General features: G+C 48.6%; 16 protein-coding genes, 3 tRNA genes and 1 pseudogene. 12 read left to right on the forward strand and 8 right to left on the reverse strand.

All coding sequences use genetic code 11. The features are described 5' to 3' along the window. Position 1: 1 nt before the first annotated feature. Positions 2–1,750 carry a GspE/PulE family protein gene (locus tag OQJ98_00830; protein MCW9054514.1) on the reverse strand — a complete coding sequence of 583 codons (1,749 nt, stop codon included), beginning with the start codon at positions 1,748–1,750 and terminating at the stop codon, positions 2–4. Positions 1,751–1,940: 190 nt separating this feature from the next. Here OQJ98_00830 and nusA point away from each other — a divergent pair, with 190 nt between their 5' ends. From nusA to OQJ98_00880, 10 genes are all read left to right on the forward strand, one after another. Further along, complete coding sequence (gene nusA, locus OQJ98_00835; GenBank protein MCW9054515.1) at positions 1,941–3,305, forward strand: transcription termination factor NusA; 1,365 nt, start codon at positions 1,941–1,943, stop codon at positions 3,303–3,305. Positions 3,306–3,335: 30 nt separating this feature from the next. Then, positions 3,336–3,872 carry an inorganic diphosphatase gene (locus OQJ98_00840; protein ID MCW9054516.1) on the forward strand — a complete coding sequence of 179 codons (537 nt, stop codon included), beginning with the start codon at positions 3,336–3,338 and terminating at the stop codon, positions 3,870–3,872. A gap of 100 nt (positions 3,873–3,972) precedes the next feature. Next, on the forward strand, positions 3,973–4,920 hold the full coding sequence (locus tag OQJ98_00845) for a hypothetical protein (protein ID MCW9054517.1): 948 nt from the start codon (positions 3,973–3,975) through the stop codon (positions 4,918–4,920). Between the two features lie 25 nt (positions 4,921–4,945). Beyond that, positions 4,946–5,317 carry a hypothetical protein gene (locus OQJ98_00850; protein ID MCW9054518.1) on the forward strand — a complete coding sequence of 124 codons (372 nt, stop codon included), beginning with the start codon at positions 4,946–4,948 and terminating at the stop codon, positions 5,315–5,317. A gap of 122 nt (positions 5,318–5,439) precedes the next feature. Then, on the forward strand, positions 5,440–6,603 hold the full coding sequence (locus OQJ98_00855) for a trigger factor (protein ID MCW9054519.1): 1,164 nt from the start codon (positions 5,440–5,442) through the stop codon (positions 6,601–6,603). Between the two features lie 115 nt (positions 6,604–6,718). Continuing rightward, positions 6,719–7,321, forward strand: coding sequence for an ATP-dependent Clp protease proteolytic subunit (locus OQJ98_00860; GenBank protein ID MCW9054520.1), 603 nt, complete (start codon positions 6,719–6,721; stop codon positions 7,319–7,321). Positions 7,322–7,734: 413 nt separating this feature from the next. Continuing rightward, entirely contained in the window at positions 7,735–8,268 is a 534-nt protein-coding gene (locus OQJ98_00865) for a hypothetical protein (GenBank protein MCW9054521.1), read from the forward strand. A 344-nt stretch (positions 8,269–8,612) separates the two neighbouring features. Next, entirely contained in the window at positions 8,613–10,142 is a 1,530-nt protein-coding gene (gene rny / locus OQJ98_00870) for a ribonuclease Y (protein ID MCW9054522.1), read from the forward strand. A 74-nt stretch (positions 10,143–10,216) separates the two neighbouring features. After that, positions 10,217–10,492, forward strand: a complete 276-nt coding sequence (locus OQJ98_00875; protein MCW9054523.1) for a hypothetical protein — start codon at positions 10,217–10,219, stop codon at positions 10,490–10,492. Positions 10,493–10,722: 230 nt separating this feature from the next. After that, positions 10,723–10,995, forward strand: coding sequence for an HU family DNA-binding protein (locus tag OQJ98_00880; protein ID MCW9054524.1), 273 nt, complete (start codon positions 10,723–10,725; stop codon positions 10,993–10,995). Positions 10,996–11,241: 246 nt separating this feature from the next. On the opposite strand, the gene OQJ98_00885 is transcribed toward OQJ98_00880, so the two are convergent. Continuing rightward, positions 11,242–11,312: transfer RNA gene (locus OQJ98_00885), tRNA-Gly, on the reverse strand. A gap of 380 nt (positions 11,313–11,692) precedes the next feature. Here OQJ98_00885 and OQJ98_00890 point away from each other — a divergent pair. Further along, a complete protein-coding gene (locus OQJ98_00890; protein MCW9054525.1) occupies positions 11,693–12,880 on the forward strand; it encodes a serine protease in 1,188 nt (395 codons plus the stop codon). 131 nt (positions 12,881–13,011) lie between these two features. Here the strand turns inward: OQJ98_00890 and OQJ98_00895 are convergent, their stop codons facing one another. The 4 genes from OQJ98_00895 to OQJ98_00910 all read right to left on the reverse strand — a co-directional run bounded on the left by OQJ98_00895 (position 13,012) and on the right by OQJ98_00910 (position 15,315). After that, positions 13,012–14,082 (reverse strand): mechanosensitive ion channel family protein, encoded by a 1,071-nt coding sequence (locus tag OQJ98_00895; GenBank protein ID MCW9054526.1) that lies wholly within the window; start codon positions 14,080–14,082, stop codon positions 13,012–13,014. A gap of 244 nt (positions 14,083–14,326) precedes the next feature. After that, a tRNA-Pro gene (locus tag OQJ98_00900) sits at positions 14,327–14,397 on the reverse strand. A gap of 110 nt (positions 14,398–14,507) precedes the next feature. Further along, complete coding sequence (locus OQJ98_00905; GenBank protein ID MCW9054527.1) at positions 14,508–14,966, reverse strand: YraN family protein; 459 nt, start codon at positions 14,964–14,966, stop codon at positions 14,508–14,510. A gap of 266 nt (positions 14,967–15,232) precedes the next feature. After that, positions 15,233–15,315 (reverse strand) — tRNA-Ile (locus OQJ98_00910). Positions 15,316–15,542: 227 nt separating this feature from the next. Between OQJ98_00910 and OQJ98_00915 the strand changes: the two genes are divergently transcribed. Beyond that, positions 15,543–15,680: a hypothetical protein gene (locus OQJ98_00915; protein ID MCW9054528.1), complete on the forward strand. Its 138-nt coding sequence runs from the start codon at positions 15,543–15,545 to the stop codon at positions 15,678–15,680. Between the two features lie 37 nt (positions 15,681–15,717). On the opposite strand, the pseudogene OQJ98_00920 reads toward OQJ98_00915, so the two are convergent. Both OQJ98_00920 and OQJ98_00925 read right to left on the reverse strand, forming a co-directional pair. Further along, positions 15,718–16,272: pseudogene (locus OQJ98_00920) on the reverse strand (IS1595 family transposase). 259 nt (positions 16,273–16,531) lie between these two features. Then, positions 16,532–17,122: an HD domain-containing protein gene (locus OQJ98_00925; GenBank protein ID MCW9054529.1), complete on the reverse strand. Its 591-nt coding sequence runs from the start codon at positions 17,120–17,122 to the stop codon at positions 16,532–16,534. Between the last annotated feature and the right edge of the window lie 451 nt (positions 17,123–17,573).

The raw sequence follows: 17,573 nt of genomic DNA on the forward strand, positions 1-17,573 counted from the left end.
TTTATTCTGAAACCACACGGAGTACCTCCTCCACTGTGGTAATACCCTGAACCGCTTTGAAGATGCCGTCTTCAATCATAGTCATCATACCTTCTTCTTTCGCTCGCGCCTCGATCTCTTCGGTGGTCGCCCCTTTCATGATGAGTCCTTTGATCGCGTCAGAGAGATGGAGGATCTCATGAATACCAATTCGCCCACTAAAACCATCCTCACACATCTCTGATGGTTTCTCCTTATAAAACGGAATATCTTCCCAAGTTGCGTCATTCTTAATCAACTTTTCCTCCTTCAGTGCCTTAAGAACCGCGTCAAGGTCAACTGATTGACCAAGCTTCTCAATCTCGGCTGCCGACATGGTGTATTCTTCTCGCTCTCCACAAAGCTTTCGTACCAGTCGTTGTCCGATGATAACCTCAAGTGTTGATACGAGAAGAAACGGCTCGACATCCATGTCGAGCAGTCGCGGAATTGCACCGGCAGCAGAGTTTGTGTGAAGTGTTGAGAGCACGAGATGTCCGGTCAAAGACGCGTTAATCGCGAGCGCCGCTGTCTCATTGTCACGGATCTCACCGACCATAATAATATCTGGGTCTTGTCGCACGAGTGCGCGCAAACCGTTGGCAAATGTAAATCCAATATCCGGCTTCACTTGCGTCTGATTGATGCGCGGCATCTGATACTCGATTGGGTCCTCGATTGTAGAGATATTAACATTGGTCGTATTGAGGATATCAAGGACCGTGTAGAGCGTAGTTGTCTTTCCTGACCCGGTCGGCCCAGTCGTGAGAATCATGCCGGTCTTCTGGCGCGTCGCTTCGTGGATGCGCTCGAGTCCTTCGCCATGAAAACCGAGTCCTTCGAGTGTGAAGCCGGAGATATTCTCCCGAAGGAGGCGCATGACCGTCTTTTCACCAAAGTAGGTAGGAAGTACCGACACACGGAGTGAGACGCGTTCGTTCTCCGACTCCATCTTAAATCGACCGTCCTGCGGCAGACGCTTCTCATCCAGTTTGAGGTTGGAGAGCACTTTAATGCGCGCTGTTATGGAAGAAGTGGCTTCCTTCGGAAGTGTCATTGCATCATGGAGGATTCCGTCGATACGGTAGCGGATCAACACATTGTCTTCACGCGGCTCGATGTGTATGTCTGACGCGTTTTGGTTGATCGCATGACGAAGCAACGAGTCAACAATGCGCACCACCGGCAGGTCTTCGGCAAGCCGTTTAAGATCGCTCTCTGACATGTTGGCGCCCTCTTCAGGCACACCTTTCAGTGATGCAGTCTCACGCTTAATGATTTCACCGAACTCTTCCTTGAGACTCTTTTGATACTGCTTGAGTGCCGCTTTGATCGAAGCGGTGTCGGTGAGTCGCGGCAATATCTTGAGCCGGACCTTCTTCTTAACAAAATCGATTGCCGTGAGGTCATCCGTATTAAGCATAGCGACCTCAAGACTATCGTCGCCTTTTTTATACGCGATGATGTTGTGATTGCGTGCAATTGGTTCAGGAATAAGCGAGAGTACGTCAAAGTTTACCCGCGTATTCTGGAGGTTAACAAAGGGAATTCCCAAAATATGTGCTTGTGCGCGACGCAGGTCATCCTCGGTAACATCGCCGTTACTCACGAGTATATCTCCGACACGAACATCTTTTTTCTCCGCCTCTTTCTCGGCAGATTCAAAACCGCTCTTTGATACTATGCCGGCATCGAGGAAAAATTCTTTGAGCTTTGATTCGTTAATGTACATATTTATAAATGAGTACTTGAGCGCACACGCATCGTTTCTTAAAGTATACCAAAGAAACACACGTCTTTTGTTTGGTTTTCGACAAAATATGTGTATTGTTGACTTGCGTGATTCTGTATGCTACACTCCATTTACTACTGTCCGTTACGAAACGGGCATATTTTTTTAGAAAATTGAATAACAATTGAATATGTTCGACCTTAAAGTAATCAATTCGGTACTCGACCAACTCGAAGAAGAGCGCGGCATTCCCCGCGAGAAGGTCTTCGAAGCTATTGAGACTGCGCTTGCAACTGCATACAAAAAAGAATATGGGAAACGCGGACAAATCATTCGTGCGAAGTTTGATGTAACCACCGGAGATGTAGAGTTCTTTCAGGTGAATATTGTTGTTGATGAGACTATGGTGCGCGGTGAAGAAGAGGAGCCGGAAAATGAAGACGATCTTCGCTCACGCTTCAACCCGGAACACCACATCATGATGGAGGATGCGAAGCGTATTAAAAAAGATGCAAAACTCGATGACGAGCTTGTCTTCCCGCTTGAAACAAAGGATGACTTTGGACGCATTGCCGCCCAGACTGCAAAACAGGTGATTATCCAGAAGATCCGCGAAGCGGAAAAAACATCGATTCTCAAGGAATATGGAGAACACGAGGGTGAGATTGTCACCGGAACTGTACAACGTATAGAGCGCGGCAACATCTTTGTTGACCTCGGTCGCGCAACTGGCATGCTTCCGTATGACGAACAAATCCCCGGCGAGCGTTTCCGCCAAGGTGAGCGACTTCGTGCACTTCTCTACTCAGTAGAAGAAAGCCCGCGCGGCACCTATCTCCGCCTTTCGCGCTCACACCCCGACTTCCTTAAGAAGCTCTTTGAGGGTGAAGTCCCTGAACTTGCCTCTGGCGCAGTTGAGATCAAAGGTATTGCTCGCGAAGCAGGTTCACGATCAAAGCTTGCGGTTGCGTCTCACGACGAGCATATCGATCCTGTTGGTTCTCTCGTTGGGCAACGTGGCGTACGCGTAACAACTGTTATGAGCGAGCTTGGCGGTGAAAAGATCGACGTCATCGAATGGTCGGATGACCCGGTAGAATTCATCGAGGAAGCACTCTCTCCCGCAAAGATCATCAATGTCGCTATCAATGAAGCGGATGAGCGCGCAACTGTCGAGGTTGATGAAGACCAGCAGTCACTCGCAATCGGTCGTGGCGGACAGAACGTACGTCTCGCAGCGAAGCTGACCGGTTGGAAGATCGACATCCACTCAATTGGCGGTGAAAGCATTGCTGAAGCTGACGCGACTCATGTTACTATCAACGAAGAGACACCTGCTGAAGTAGCTGAGAAACCAAAAGAGGTGACTACTGAAGAAAACGAGACTCCTGAGACAGAGATCCAGGCCGAGGAAGTTGCGGTCTCAACCGAAATCCCGTCCGAAGACGGGGAAACCCCTGTAGAAATCGAGCAAACCGAGGAAGCAGAATCCGGCGAAACGGCTGAGAGTGACTCTGTAGAATCGGAGACTCCTGAGATTGAGGAGGAGAAGTAATATCACTTAGTAAGTAACCAAAAAATTTCTATGGACCTATGGCATGACGTACCTCTCGGTGACAATGTCCCAGAGGAATTCAACACTATCATCGAGATCCCGAAGGGGTCATTCAATAAATATGAGATCGATAAAGAAACCGGTCTCATCGCGCTTGATCGCGCGAACTACTCAGCAACACCATATCCATTTGACTATGGGTTTGCGCCGCAGACGCTCTGGGAGGACAACGACCCGCTCGATGTGATCGTCCTCACCACCTTCCCGCTTCACCCCGGTATTGTGGTGAAGGTGCGCCCTGTCGCAGTGATGGAGATGATCGACTCAGGTGAGTCAGACTACAAGATCATCACGGTCCCGGCAGACGATAAACGCTGGGACAACGTGAAAGACCTTAAGGATGTGAACGAGCACAACCTCAAAGAGTTTAAACACTTTTTTGAAACCTACAAGGAGCTTAAAGGAAAAGGCGACATTGTCGAAGTGGGAGACTACAAGGGCAAGGAAGATGCCAAGAAAGCAGTTCTTCGCTCAATTGAGCTTTACAAAGAAAAGCACGGAAAATAACACTGATTCCACTTATTAACAAACAGGGTATTCGTCCACGAATACCCTGTTTGTTATACTATATGTGTCACTTGGCATAACTAACATAATTATACTCATCATGAATTATTCATATACACACACTCACCTCCTTTCAGGAATTGTGCTTGCGGGAATCATTCTCTCTATAGGTACGTTCTCCGTACACGCACAAACAGACCTCCGTCCGCGCCCGGTGCAATCAACGACTGACAATCGACCGGACTACCAACCCGAACCGGCACGATACGATAACTCCAGACACCAGGAAACATACAGAACTACCGGTTTCCCCGAGCGCACAACAGTCTCTCAAACAAACACTGAGCCGCAAAGCTTTCTTGAAAAAGCGCGAAACATGCTCTTGCAACGCCGCGAAGATCTAAAGAATAGAAACATGATCCCAACAGAAGTTCGAGACTCTACAGAGTCCGGCTTCCGTGCCGGTATGGCGTCAGGGACTCCAGAACTGATTCGAGCGCAACTCGCCACTTCAACGAAAGAACGACTGGAACAAATAGAAGAACGAAAGAGTGAGCTGCGTTTGCAATTGGAAGAACGACGCGCGGAACTGGAAGAAAAGAAAAACGAACGTATTGCGCGCTACCTTGGATACATCTCACGAAAGATGGACGCCGCGATAGAGCGACTAAACACATTGGCTGACCGGATCCTCTCACGCATTGAGAAACTTGAGGAAGTCGGGCATGAGATGACCGATGCGCGCGCAGTTCTTGATACCGCTCGCGGAGAGATCGCGATTGCTGAGGAAGAGATGAATAGCGCACTTGAGGACGCAAAAACCGCACTTGAAGAAGACATGACACGAGAAGCATTTGGACAAGTCGCTTCAACGCTCGCGCACGCAAAAGAGAGTCTTCGCGATGCACACAAGGCATTGGTCGAGGTGATTCGCTTACTCCATGACACACTTGGAGAGACAGGAGAGGACGACGAAAGAGAAGATGATGAGGGTGGCGAAGATGACGAATCTGATGAGACACCAACAACACCAGGAGAAGAACAATAATATTTAGCCACTAACCTACCCTATTATGAACGAAGATATGAAAAAAGGTGCAGACAAAGAGCAGGTTGTCACATCTGAAACGCCACAACCTGAGGTCCCGAACACACTTCAGGACAACTCTCCTGAGAAGAGTACCGCCGGACCGCTCGTTGCCATCATCATTATCATTGTGATGCTTATTGTCGGCGGCTTCTACTTTTGGAAGACAAAGATCGGCACGCTAGAAGATGCCAACCTCCCAACTATCCAACAAGAAGGTGAGGCAACAGAAGGAGTGATTGACCAACTTAAGACACAGGGCACGTCAGACGAGATCAGCGCAATTGAAGAGGATCTTAGTGCAACCGATCTTGAGGACCTCGACGCGGAGCTCGACCAGATTTTAAACGAACTCTAGAGCTAACTCTTGGACTTCAAAAACGACCCATCTAGATGGGTTGTTTTTTATTTAGAGATTCGAGTCCTCTCTGCGAAAGAGTTTTTGACATACACCAATTCACACGCTAGACTGTGCGGACTATGACAGACAGTAAAAAAGGTGCAGAAACACTTTACACAAACCTGGATATTACTAACCAAGAAGGGTCTGAGGTGAAGATTAGTGGCGAGATCCCCACTGAGGTGCAGGTACCATACCGCGAGAAAGCCATCAAGAAGCTTGGCGAAAACGCGACAATCGACGGCTTTCGCAAGGGACACATCCCCGAGAAGGTGCTCGTGGAGAAAGTCGGCGAGGAGCGGGTCTTGCACGAGGTTGCTGAGATGGCAATCACGGATATCTACCCTGCTATCGTGATTAAAAACAAGCTCGATGTGATCGGGCGACCACAGGTATCGATCACCAAGCTTGCCGCGGGAAATCCGATCGGCTTCTCTATCACCACCGCGGTGATGCCGGAGGTTTCCCTTCCCGACCACAAGAAGATCGCTGAGGAGGTCATGAAGGAGAAAGACGACCTCGAAGTGACCGACGCAGACGTGGAGAAGGTGCTCACTGAAGTACGCCAAGGTAAAGCACGTTTTGATAAAGCAAAAGCCGAAGCGGAGGCAAAAGAGAGCGGTGCAGACGGAGGAGAAAATGAAGAGGCAAAAGACAGCAAAGAAGACCTTGAGGAAGAACTCCCTGAACTCGATGATGCATTCATTGCAACACTCGGTGGCGACTTCAAAACTGTTAAGGAATTCGAGGAGCGCGTCCGTAAAGACCTTGGTGTAGAGAAAGAACGCAAAGCACGTGAAAAGAAGCGTGTCACACTTTCAGAGAAGCTCATTGAAGAGGCAAAAGCTGACCTTCCAAAAGTCATGGTTGAGAGTGAGCTCGACAAAATGCTAGCGCAGATGAAGGATGATGTGGCGCGCGCCGGCATGAAGTTCGAAGATTATCTCACCCACGTGAAGAAAACCGAAGAAGATATGCGTGCGGAGTGGAAGGAACAGGCTGAGAAGCGTGCAAAACTTCAACTTGTACTCAATAAGATAGCGACCATGGAAGATATCCATGCCGACCATGATGAGGTACATAAGGAGATGGACAAGATTCTCGAGCAGTTCAAAGACGCCAACCCGGAGAACGTCCACATCTTTGTCGAAACTCAACTCACCAACGAGGCAGTGTTCAACTTCCTTGAGAACGGAGGAAAGAAAGATAGAAATAAGGAGGAAAAGCAAGAAGCTGGTCAGTAGTCATCGGTCACCACAAAAACAAATGTCCGACATTAGATGTCGGACATTTGTTTTGGGAAGGGTTGTTTGTTCAAACTGATAAATTTGCTAATATAGCCGTACCTAAGAAACAAATATGAAACACGAATTCAAACCAACAAAATCACAGCTCGTCCCCATGGTGATCGAGAAATCACAGTTCGGTGAGCGGGCCTTTGATATTTACTCACGACTTCTCAAGGAGCGCATTATTTTCCTCTCAGGGCCGATCAACGACGCAGTCGCAAACCTCGTCGTGGCGCAACTCCTCTTCCTTCAGTCGGAAGACCCAAAGAAGGACGTCTTCCTCTACATCAATTCCCCGGGCGGCTCAGTCACCTCAACCATGGCAATGATCGACACGATGAACCACATCAAACCGGACGTTGCGACCGTGTGTGTCGGCATGGCGGCTTCAGGTGGCGCATGGACACTCGCCGCAGGCAAGAAAGGCAAGCGCTTCGCGCTCCCAAACGCAGAAGTGATGATCCACCAGCCGCTTGGCGGCGCCGAAGGGCAAGCAACCGACATTGAGATCACCGCGCGCTGGATCCTCAAGACCAAAGAGCGCATGACCAAGATGATGGCGGACTTCACCGGGCAAGACGCAAAGACGATCGAGCGCGACATCGACCGCGACTTCTGGATGACCGCCCAGGAAGCGAAGAAATATGGCGTCGTCGATGAAGTCTTAAAATAAGACCCGTGTCTTGTTTGTCATCGACGACGAGACGGAGGCATATTGCGAGCCTGCGAGCAAAGCCGAGCCCGGGCAGGAGGTTCTTAGTGAAGATGAGTGCGAAGCACGAAATCTGAGCTTAGAAACCTGACGCTGTCGATGAGGTGCTCAAATAAGTTTAAAGTAGAAAGTTAGAAGTTATAAAGCAAAAACCTTACGATATATCGTAAGGTTTTTAGATTGGTGGCCTGACGTTGTCGATGAGGTGCTGAAATAAGCAAAAGAAGAATTTTCTAAAACAAACGTCACACATATGTGTGACGTTTGTTTTACTTGGAGGTCGAGCCTCCAAGTAAAAAATACAATAAAACTGGACAGAGTTTATATTTTGTGTTTATATTACCCCCAGACATAGATACGGAAGGAGAGAAGATATGACCGATACGTATGGTGCTCAAGAGGCCCAAGACCTGATTGACCTCTCGGTAAAGGTTGAGGGTTTCGACAACTGGCATGATGCACTCGCCACGGAAATCGAGATTGGGGGCATCTGGGCAAAAGAGACCGGTAAGACGAAAGCGTCCTTGCTCGAGGTCTGCGACGTCATGGCGCGAATCAACAGAATATCCCGCGAAATCGCGTACTTTTCCACGCTCATCAATGAGGGCTACCAGCTCGAGGATGCCGTGGTGAGCTTCCGAGGCGACGAAGAAGACGCATGGGGGAAATGCACCTGGATCAAAGATCATCCCAGCTACAAAGACCCTGAACACCGTCTGCGCGACATGTTCAAGTCCGATTGTGCTATCTCGTTCGCCAGTGCATTTTTCGACACCGAGCATGCCGGTGAGCAGAGGTTCACCCTGCAGTCGGTCGCCGTCTGCAACGGCTTCTTGTTCCACAAGACGATCCTGTTTCACCGAGTCGTCTTTTCCAAGCCGAAACAAACTGCGGAAGAAGCCGCCTGAATCGGACTTGCAATGGCCACCCCACCCTGGGGTGGCCTTTTTCATTTTACTTGGAGGTCGGACCTCCAAGTGGTAAATTCGACAAAGCTGAAAACCCGTGATATGTTGAGGATGTAGACTTATTGAATTAAATTTGAAACCTGAGGACCTGCTCACCATCTCGACACAGAGAATATGAACAGGTTCCGTGCTTCCCCGCCCGACCGAGACGACCGAAAATACCTTGCGTGAATACCCTATTTTTACCCCATGATCTTCACTCATCGAAACATCTCACTGAAACGGTAGCAACACAAGCGAAAAGCAAGGTTTCTTGCCCTATCCTACGGTAGGCTAAGAACCATATGTCATTAAAAGTAATACTTGTTCTGCTCATCCTTGCAGGACTCTTCGGTACCGCCTTTGGGTACTTCCTCCGGTGGATCATCTCCCTCGGAAAACGCGGCTCGATGGAGCTCGAGATCAAGCAAATGATGCTCGAGGCTCGCGAAGAGGCAAAGCAAATCGTCCAAGATGCGGAGACCAAGGCCGAAGAAACAAAAAAACAACTCCACAGTGAGTCAAAAGAGAAAGAATCGCAGCTGAAGCGAACAGAAGACCGCCTTGTGAAGAAGGAGGAGCTTTTGGATAAGCGTCAGGGCGATATCGACGCTGATGTAGAGGGTCTTAAGCAGAAAATTGAGGAGGTTCGCGCACTCAAAGAGCGTGCAAACACACTCATCGAGGAGCGCGAAGCGGCACTTGAGAAAACATTGCACCTGAGCCAAACAGAGGCGAAGACTGAGCTCTTTAACCTGCTTGAGAAACAGCACGAGGAGGATATCCTTGTGCGTCTGCAAAAGCTCGAGATCTCCGGCAAGGAACGACTCGACCGAAAAGCGAAGGATATCCTCACCACCTCGATCCATCGTCTCGGCAACTCGGTGATCGACGATATTATGGCGACCTCGATCCAGATCCCGTCTGACGAGGTGAAAGGAAAGATTATCGGTAAGGAAGGGCGCAACATTAAAGCGTTTGAACGTGCGACCGGTGTTGACGTTATCATTGACGATACGCCAAACATGATCACCATCTCATCGTTTGACCCGGTACGCCGCCATATTGCGTGCATTGCCCTTGAAAACCTCATCACCGATGGACGTATCCAACCAGCAAAAATTGAGGAACTCGTCGGTAAAGCAAAAGACGAGGTGAATAAAACGATAAAAGAGAAGGGTGAGCAGGCCGCCTACGAAGCAGGTGTGCACAACCTCGACCCGCGCGTAATCGCGATTCTCGGCCGACTCCACTTCCGCACCAGTTACGGTCAGAATGTGCTCTACCACTCGGTTGAGATGGCACACATCGCCGGTATGCTTGCCGAGGAACTCGGCGCAGACCCGTATGTCGCTCGTGCGGGGGCACTTCTACACGACCTTGGTAAAGCGGTCGACCACGAGGTGCAAGGCACACACGTTGAGATTGGTCGGCGTATTCTCCAGAAATTCGGCGTTGATGAAGCAATCGTTAAAGCAATGCAGGCACACCACGAAGAATACCCGTACGACACACCCGAATCGATCATCGTGCAGGTAGCCGACGCTATCTCAGGCGGACGCCCCGGGGCACGACGCGACAGCGTTGAAAACTACATCCAGCGCCTTGAAGACCTTGAAGCTATTGCAAACGGGTTTCCCGGCGTTGATAAGAGTTACGCAATCCAAGCAGGTCGTGAGATCCGCGTGTTTGTAACACCAGAGAAGGTTTCTGACCTTGAAGCAAAGAAACTCGCGCGAAATATCGCGCTCCAGATTGAGAATGAGCTGAAATACCCCGGCGAGATCAAGGTAAATGTGATCCGCGAGTCTCGCTCGATCGAGATGGCGCGGTAGTGCGACACCCTTGCGCTACCACACCAGGGCGTGTATGTTTGGTTCAGGAGAAGTGTTCCAGGAAGGAGTGTGCGATGTTTTACGCAACTGTTTTTGCGCTCATACCACGCCCCCGATACATGTTTTGGCTCGGATGGCACATCGGTTGGTCATATGCCGGCCTGTATGACTGGCTCAAGAAAAAGACTATCGCCTATTATCGGTCTCAGCTCATGAAGCTCGATACAGGCTTCATGATAAGTGAGGCGGGGCGTGAACTTATTCGCAAACGCAACGAAGCCCGCGAAAGAGGCATCGACCCGATGAGTTCTGAATATCCGGGACTCGATGATGTTCTCAAGCGGCCGTGAGACGAGCATCTTCAAACCGCGCCAAGCTGAGCTTGGCGCGGTTTTTTGTTGCCGTCGTGCTAGTTTCCATGAAAAAATTGACAATCCACCGAAAAATATCGCTAAAATACTTGTCCCCCACGGGATATTGCGCTTAAAATCATGCTCTGTATAATGTGAACAGTAATTTCGCAGTGCAGAATATAGGTTTTGTGCTGGTTATGACAATTATTAAGTTATAAATATTTGCTATGAACAAAGCAGCTATCGTTGAAAAGGTACACGAAGTGCTCGGCGGAACAAAAGCTGACGCAGAGCGCGCAGTGGACACTGTTGTAGACAGTATTGTTGACGGACTTAAGGGAGGCCAGGAGGTCTCAATCGCAGGACTCGGAATCTTCGAGGCAAAGATGCGAAGCGCACGAACCGGACGTAACCCACGCACCGGTGAGAGCATTCAGATCCCTGCAATGCGCGTACCAAAGTTCCGCGCAGCAAAGGCGCTCAAGGACGCGGTTAAGTAATAACTGTTTCCCCACTATACAAAAACACCCGGCGTATGCCGGGTGTTTTTGTATTAGGTAAAGAACAGCTTATTGGAAACACGCGCATTTAATATCTGTGATTCTTGGAGTTCGCTGGGCGTCAGGTTTCTAAGCTCACCGTTCGCACTTCGTGCTCCGCTTCACAATCGAGCGCGAAAGCAAAATAGTTTGCTTTCTAACAACAAACACCGCCTCGAGGAGGCGGTGTTTGTTGTTACTCGATTGTGCGGGTGGGGGTAATCGAAACCCCGACTACTGCTTGGAAGGCAGTCATTTTACCACTAAACTACACCCGCAGAACGCTATGTATCCTACCAGAAACACAAAACCCCCGCAATGCGGGGGTTTTGTAAGAAGCGGGTGAAACTACTCAGTTGCAGCTTCCTCGGTTGCCTCCTCAGTTGAGGTTGCCTCCTCAGTCGCTGGAGTCTCGGGCATTGCTGCTCCCTCCTCCATGTTTTCTCCGTCGAATACGAATGTCATGATGAGTCTTTGTTGTTAGCCCCAGAAGTCCTTTTAAGACCTCCAAAGCGCTGTTAAACAAAAAGCTGGGCTATACCCAAGCTATGACGAATAGTATACACGAGCACCATTGTTTGTCAATACCCGACCATATTCTCTACATATTGTCAAAAAATTCAAATATGGCGGACATTCTTGCTATACTAAGGATGCTATGCCACTTTTCCCACTCATCCAGGTCATTGTAAGCCGTGTTGTTATTGGTATCATCGCAATCCTCGCCACACTTGGACTCGGATCGGTTTCTGAACCAATCGCCACAAACACCACGAATCAAACCGACGCACCTCAGGAAGTGGCCACTGAAGAGCCTGAGGCACCTCAGGAGGCCGAGAAGGATCCACAGAAGACGGTTGAGACTCCTGAAGAGCCTACTGCGAAAGAAGGGACCCCAACCACTACCCCACTTGAGACCGTGCAGGGACTCACAGAAGAGCCGGATGAAGCAATAATTACAGAAACCGCAACCTCGACCCACAAAGAGCCGCTCACTTTCGCAGAGATTAACACCAACACCACAGAAGCACTGGTTAACATCCTCTGCTCGCAAAATGTTGCAACAGCAGTAACGCCGATCACCGGAAGCGGTGTCATTATCGACCCGCGCGGAGTGATCATCACCAACGCACATGTCGCTCAGTTCTTTCTGCTTAAAGACTACCCCGTCGAAGACGCACTCTCGTGCATCATCCGCACCGGAAGCCCCGCACGCCCCATGTACACCGCAGAGCTTCTTTACATACCGCCAATCTGGATCTCAGAGCACGCCGAGGACATTACCGATAGCGAGCCGACTGGGACCGGCGAGAATGACTATGCTTTCTTGCGCATTACCGGCCGCACCAGCCCTGATGCAGGAGGCCTCCCCACCTCGTCCTCTTACTTACCAATGGATGCCGAAGCAACGATCGAGACAGGTGCACCAGTGCTTGTAGCAGGGTATCCTGCAGGCTTCCTTGGCGGTATCTCCGTCCAAAAAGACCTCTACTCAGTCTCGAGCATCACAACAATTGGGGAGCGCTTTACTTTTAACACAAACACAATAGATCTCTTCTCGACCGGCGGCACTGTTGTCTCGCAAGGCGGCTCTTCCGGTGGTGCGGTCGTCTCAGCAAAGGAGAAGCTCGTCGGTGTTATCGTAACCAGCACTAATGGCGACACGACCGCCGAACGTGACCTGCGCGCGATCAGTGTTGGACACATCAACCGCAGCCTTTTTGAGTACAGCAACACCACAATAGATGCGCTTCTCTTCGGAGATGTAGCACTTCGTGCCCGCCTCTTCAATATCGGCACCGCGCCGGCGCTGACCGATATCTTGGTGAACTCACTCAATAATTGAAAAAGCGCACTGAGACACCTTTGAAGAAGAAACAAAAATGAAGAAGTGTGCTACGCGCTATTTATTATTTCGAGTAAGTCTGCTTTAGCAGACTATCTTACACTGCATGTTTGTGTTGTCTTGCTTCTGTCCTACTTCGCAACAAACACGGTCTGTGTTGGGTAGGCAAACTTGATCTTTTCTTTACCAAATCGTGTGAAGAGCTTGAGGAGGATCTCCTGTTGAGTATCCATGAATGCCGTATAGTCGCTCGTCGGCACATAGTAGACCACGTCGAAGTCTATCGATGAGTCAGCAAGTTTTGCGAGATGAACTCGATCAAGACGCGCCCTACTTTCCCCCACGCCTTCTAATATCTCGCGCACTATACCGGGAATCTTCTCAAGGACTGCAGGTTTTGTGTCATATACTACCCCAAAAGAAAATGTTGCTCGACGCTCTTCTAGCTTTTTCATGTTTTGTACGCGTGCTGAGGTGAGCTCTTTGTTTGAAATGACAATCTCCTCACCCTGGAGCGCGCGCAGGCGCGTTGTTTTAATACCGATTCGCTCAACGGTACCTGAGTGGTTGCCGACGACAATGAAGTCCCCTACCTCAAACGGCTTATCAAGGTAGATCGCAAATGAACTAAAGAGATCAGAGAGGATATTCTGCATCGCGAGCGCAACTGCGATACCACCAATACCAAGCCCGGCAATGAGTGAGGTTATGTTAATACCGAGGTTTGAGAGCACCGCAAGTATGGCGACCACCCAGAGACCCCATTTGATAAAGTTGCTCAAGAAGCGATACGCATTTTGCACGTCTTTCCCCTCTTTCTCTGCACGTTTCGCGAAAGTGTACTCAACGAGTATATGGAGTGCGACGACCACCTGGTAGGCGATGACAATGAGGAATATTGTGTCAACAACTTTCGACACCGCACCTGAGAGCACCAGGTATTGGAGTCCGACCCAAAGCCCGATGACGTAATAGAACGCCGGCTTGAGGCTCCGCACAACCCGGATGAGCGTGTCGTCGATGTCGGTCTTTGTCTTCTCGGCGAACGAAGCGAGTCGGCGAAGCACTATCCCCTGCACCACCTTGAGCGCCACAATCGCAAGTACCGCAACCACAAATGCGACCACATAGTCTTGCACTGTATTTCCAAAGATAATCGTGAACCGGTTTACTGGTTCATTAAGAAGTATTGAGATGTTCATGTGTGTCATTGTAGCAAACAAAAAAGAAGCGACAAATGCCGCTTCTTTTTTGTTTTATTCGTCGGGGAGCCGGAATCGGTCACGAGTTGCTAGAGATTGTTCAGAGCAGAGCTCATCAAATCCCAAGCACTCTCGACCCCGCCTCACTGTTGCTCGTGCCTCGCAACATGTTCCGGCTTTCGATTCTCGACAGAAGCAAAGCAGTTTGCTTCCTGCTCCCCCCACTCCGCGCAAAGCGCTACGTTCGGGGAGCCGGGAATCGAACCCGGGCCGCTCGGTCCCAAACCGAGTACACTACCATTATGCTACACCCCGCTATTTAGTTTTAGACCGTCAATAAAAAGCTCTCCCTTGACTGCAAAATCATACCATAAAGCACTATAATATCCAGCGTGTATATCTCTAAAGGACACATAAAGGACATTCTAAAGGACAACATTTTCGATATATCGACACTTCGCTTCCCTCCTCTTTTCATCCAAAAAGACAACGAGTACATCAAACTGCCATTCGCCCTCATATTTCTTCTCCAAAAGATACGTCTGGATCACCCGCGACATGCGTTTGAGCTTCTGCGGGTGCACCTTTTCTTCCGGCTGGTACCCGTCGAGTGTTTCAGGTGAAACGCTCCGGATACCGGGAAATGCCGTGGTTTTAACCTCTACAAAGTACAATCTCCCCTGCTTTTTAGCCACAATGTCTATCTCACCCCATTTGCGCCAGTGGTTCCGCTCCACGATCTTAAACCCACGTTTCATGAGAAACGTACACGCGACATTCTCACCAATTCGCCCAATCCGCTGATTTTCAGTCTCATTTGCTCCTACTTGTTTCATGCGAAACAAATCCTTCATAAACTCTTTTATTTCAATCAAGATATCCATAGTGTTTCCCATGAAACCTCTCCCCGAAGTTTATCACCGAATTTTGGGTAAGTGGGTAGTTACAGCATTTACGCCTTAAAATCTGTTTATAAAGATTTATAAGTAGATTTTAGGGAATAAAAATCCCTAGTTCATTGAAAAAGTTATAAAGGTTATTCATACAACCCGCTTGACTACACAACCATTATGTGTATAATAGTATGTAGAGGCAGAGGGTTGAAACCCTTTATTTAAGCCATATTCTTAGACAGCTGAAAGGCAAGCAGTGGAGCTGACCAGAATCGAACTGGCGCCTCCCGGGTATAAGCAGGGCGTGCTAACCTTTACCTAACCTTTACACTACAGCCCCATTGTTTACCTTCCAATTGTCTGAGAACAACAAAACCACCGCAAAATGCATGCCACCGCTAGCAATTATTAGTTCTGTTGCTACGCAGGTTAGTCACTCATAGAGTGCGTTCACTATCCCGTGGGAAACACCTTTACAGGTGACGGAGACAGAACGACAGCATGCATTCTGAGGTGGTTTGTTGTATATTGTATCATGAAACTGCCTCTGAGGCAAGTTTAAATCATATGCTTAACGACAAAGAACAAAACCCCGAAGAACTCTTCGAGGAAATTATTGACGAGAGCGCAAAGCCACTTGAAGAAGAAGCTCAAAAAACGGAGTCTCAGACTTCCGATGAGAATAACGCCACGCAAACTCGTTAACGTAGCTTTCTAAGTACTTAGGGCTTACGCAATTATACGTACCACGAATAGAGCGCTTAGTTAAGCCCCAGAATCCCTCAATACTGTTAGTGTGTACGCCGTTTCAGACGTACTCTTTTCGTTTGTGATTAACGGTCTTGTGGGTATAATCATGTCGCCTTAGCCATTTGTATATTTTGAACTCGTCTGTGTGGATTTCAGAGCCATTCTCGACGTTTTCAGTGATCTTCTCAAGGAGTGTTATTGCTTTTACGTCTTGCACAACGTGTGCCTTTACTGCACCACCTTTCTCAACCATACCGAACACGATAGTTTTTTCTTTTGTTGCGTGTCCGTGTCGGTTTTTTGCTTTACCACCGAAGTAGGACTCGTCTGCCTCAACAACACCGCCGAGCTTTCCTTTGTTGGCAAACAGTGTGCGGATTTGCTTTGCCATTCTGTGAGCCGTTTTGTAGGTAACATCAATTTGTCGATCCAGCTCTTTAGCAGAAACACCATTTTTAGATACTGAGAATAGGTAGATAGCATAAAACCAGTCCGTAAGCGGTACACGGGACTTGTGGAAGATAGTTCCAGCGAGAGGGTAAATCATATGTCCGCACCACTGGCAGACGTACGCCTTACGCTTCTTGAGTGGGTGAAACTTAGCCGTTTTATCGCATTTTGGGCAGTTTTCGTGCTTCTGTGCCTTAAATATGCGCTCTAAGCACACCTCGTCTGTGGGGTATTTCGACTCAAAGTCTTTTTTAGTAAACTTACTCATAGTGATTTCTGCTACCTGTTAATATCCCTATTCTAGCAGAAAATGGATATACATGCAATAGCTACATACTTACCGAATTTTGCGTCATCTACTCCTGTTTCTCGTGAAACAGATGACGGTTCTCCTTGAGGATTTTAAGTAATTCGCGGTAGAACGTCTCTACCTCAGGCGATAGTGCAACCTTACTCTCTTTGGCTTCGATAAGCATATCCAGTGTAACTTGGTGTTTCCTCCAATCACTTCCCCCATCGAGATAGATATTAAGTATTGGCACCACCTTATCGAGCGCGTATACAAACCGGCTTTCTTGGTCGTTTCGTTCTTCATAGCGCTCAATGAGCTCATGAAGATCCTCAAACCTTCCAAAATCGCCCTGTAAACGTTTCGCAGACTCGTTCTCGCGCCGTTTCTTTTCATTAGATTCGCTTTCTGAGCGGTAAAATGAGGTGTCTCCCGCATGCACTTCAACAAAATCGTGAATAAGTGCGTACTTGATCACCAGATCCTTATCAAGGTCGTATTTGCCGGATGAAAGAATGTACCAGGCAAGCATAGCGAGTTGAAAACTGTGTTCGGCGTCATTTTCGTCCCTGTTCTCCCCGGCCACGGTGACTATCCGAGTGACTGCGCGGAACTTGTTTAACAGACTCACGAAATCAAGGATTTCATCTACATCCATTACTCAAGTATAGCATTCGTAGCACTTATTGTTACACATGAAACAAAATCAAAATGCCCCTATGCACAGTTTTTCCACTTTAAAATGTTTCACGTGAAACATTTTATTACTAATTTAGAGATTTAAGCTGATGTCCTTGAAATATGGCTCTACAGAGGCATATTTCATGTAAAAGACACAAAGATATCGGCTCTTTACTGTCTTTTATATCCACATACCCCCAGACTTATCCCCATAAATGGCCAGAAAATAAGCCTGAAGATGGGGATTTTCTGGTGAGATAGGGGATAAAGGTCAGAGTGATGTCCTTTATAGATAATCGGAGAGAATCGGCCAGCTTCGCTCGATATTGTCATTCGTTCCACTCTGAAAATATCTGAGCTACCCGACCCGCGCTCGGCGACTCCGCTTCACTTCGTTTCGCGGGCTTCGCGTCGCCTCGGTTCGATTC

The organism is Candidatus Paceibacterota bacterium (genome assembly GCA_026195275.1).
Lineage (GTDB): Bacteria > Patescibacteriota > Minisyncoccia > Phycocordibacterales > JABMNX01 > JABMNX01.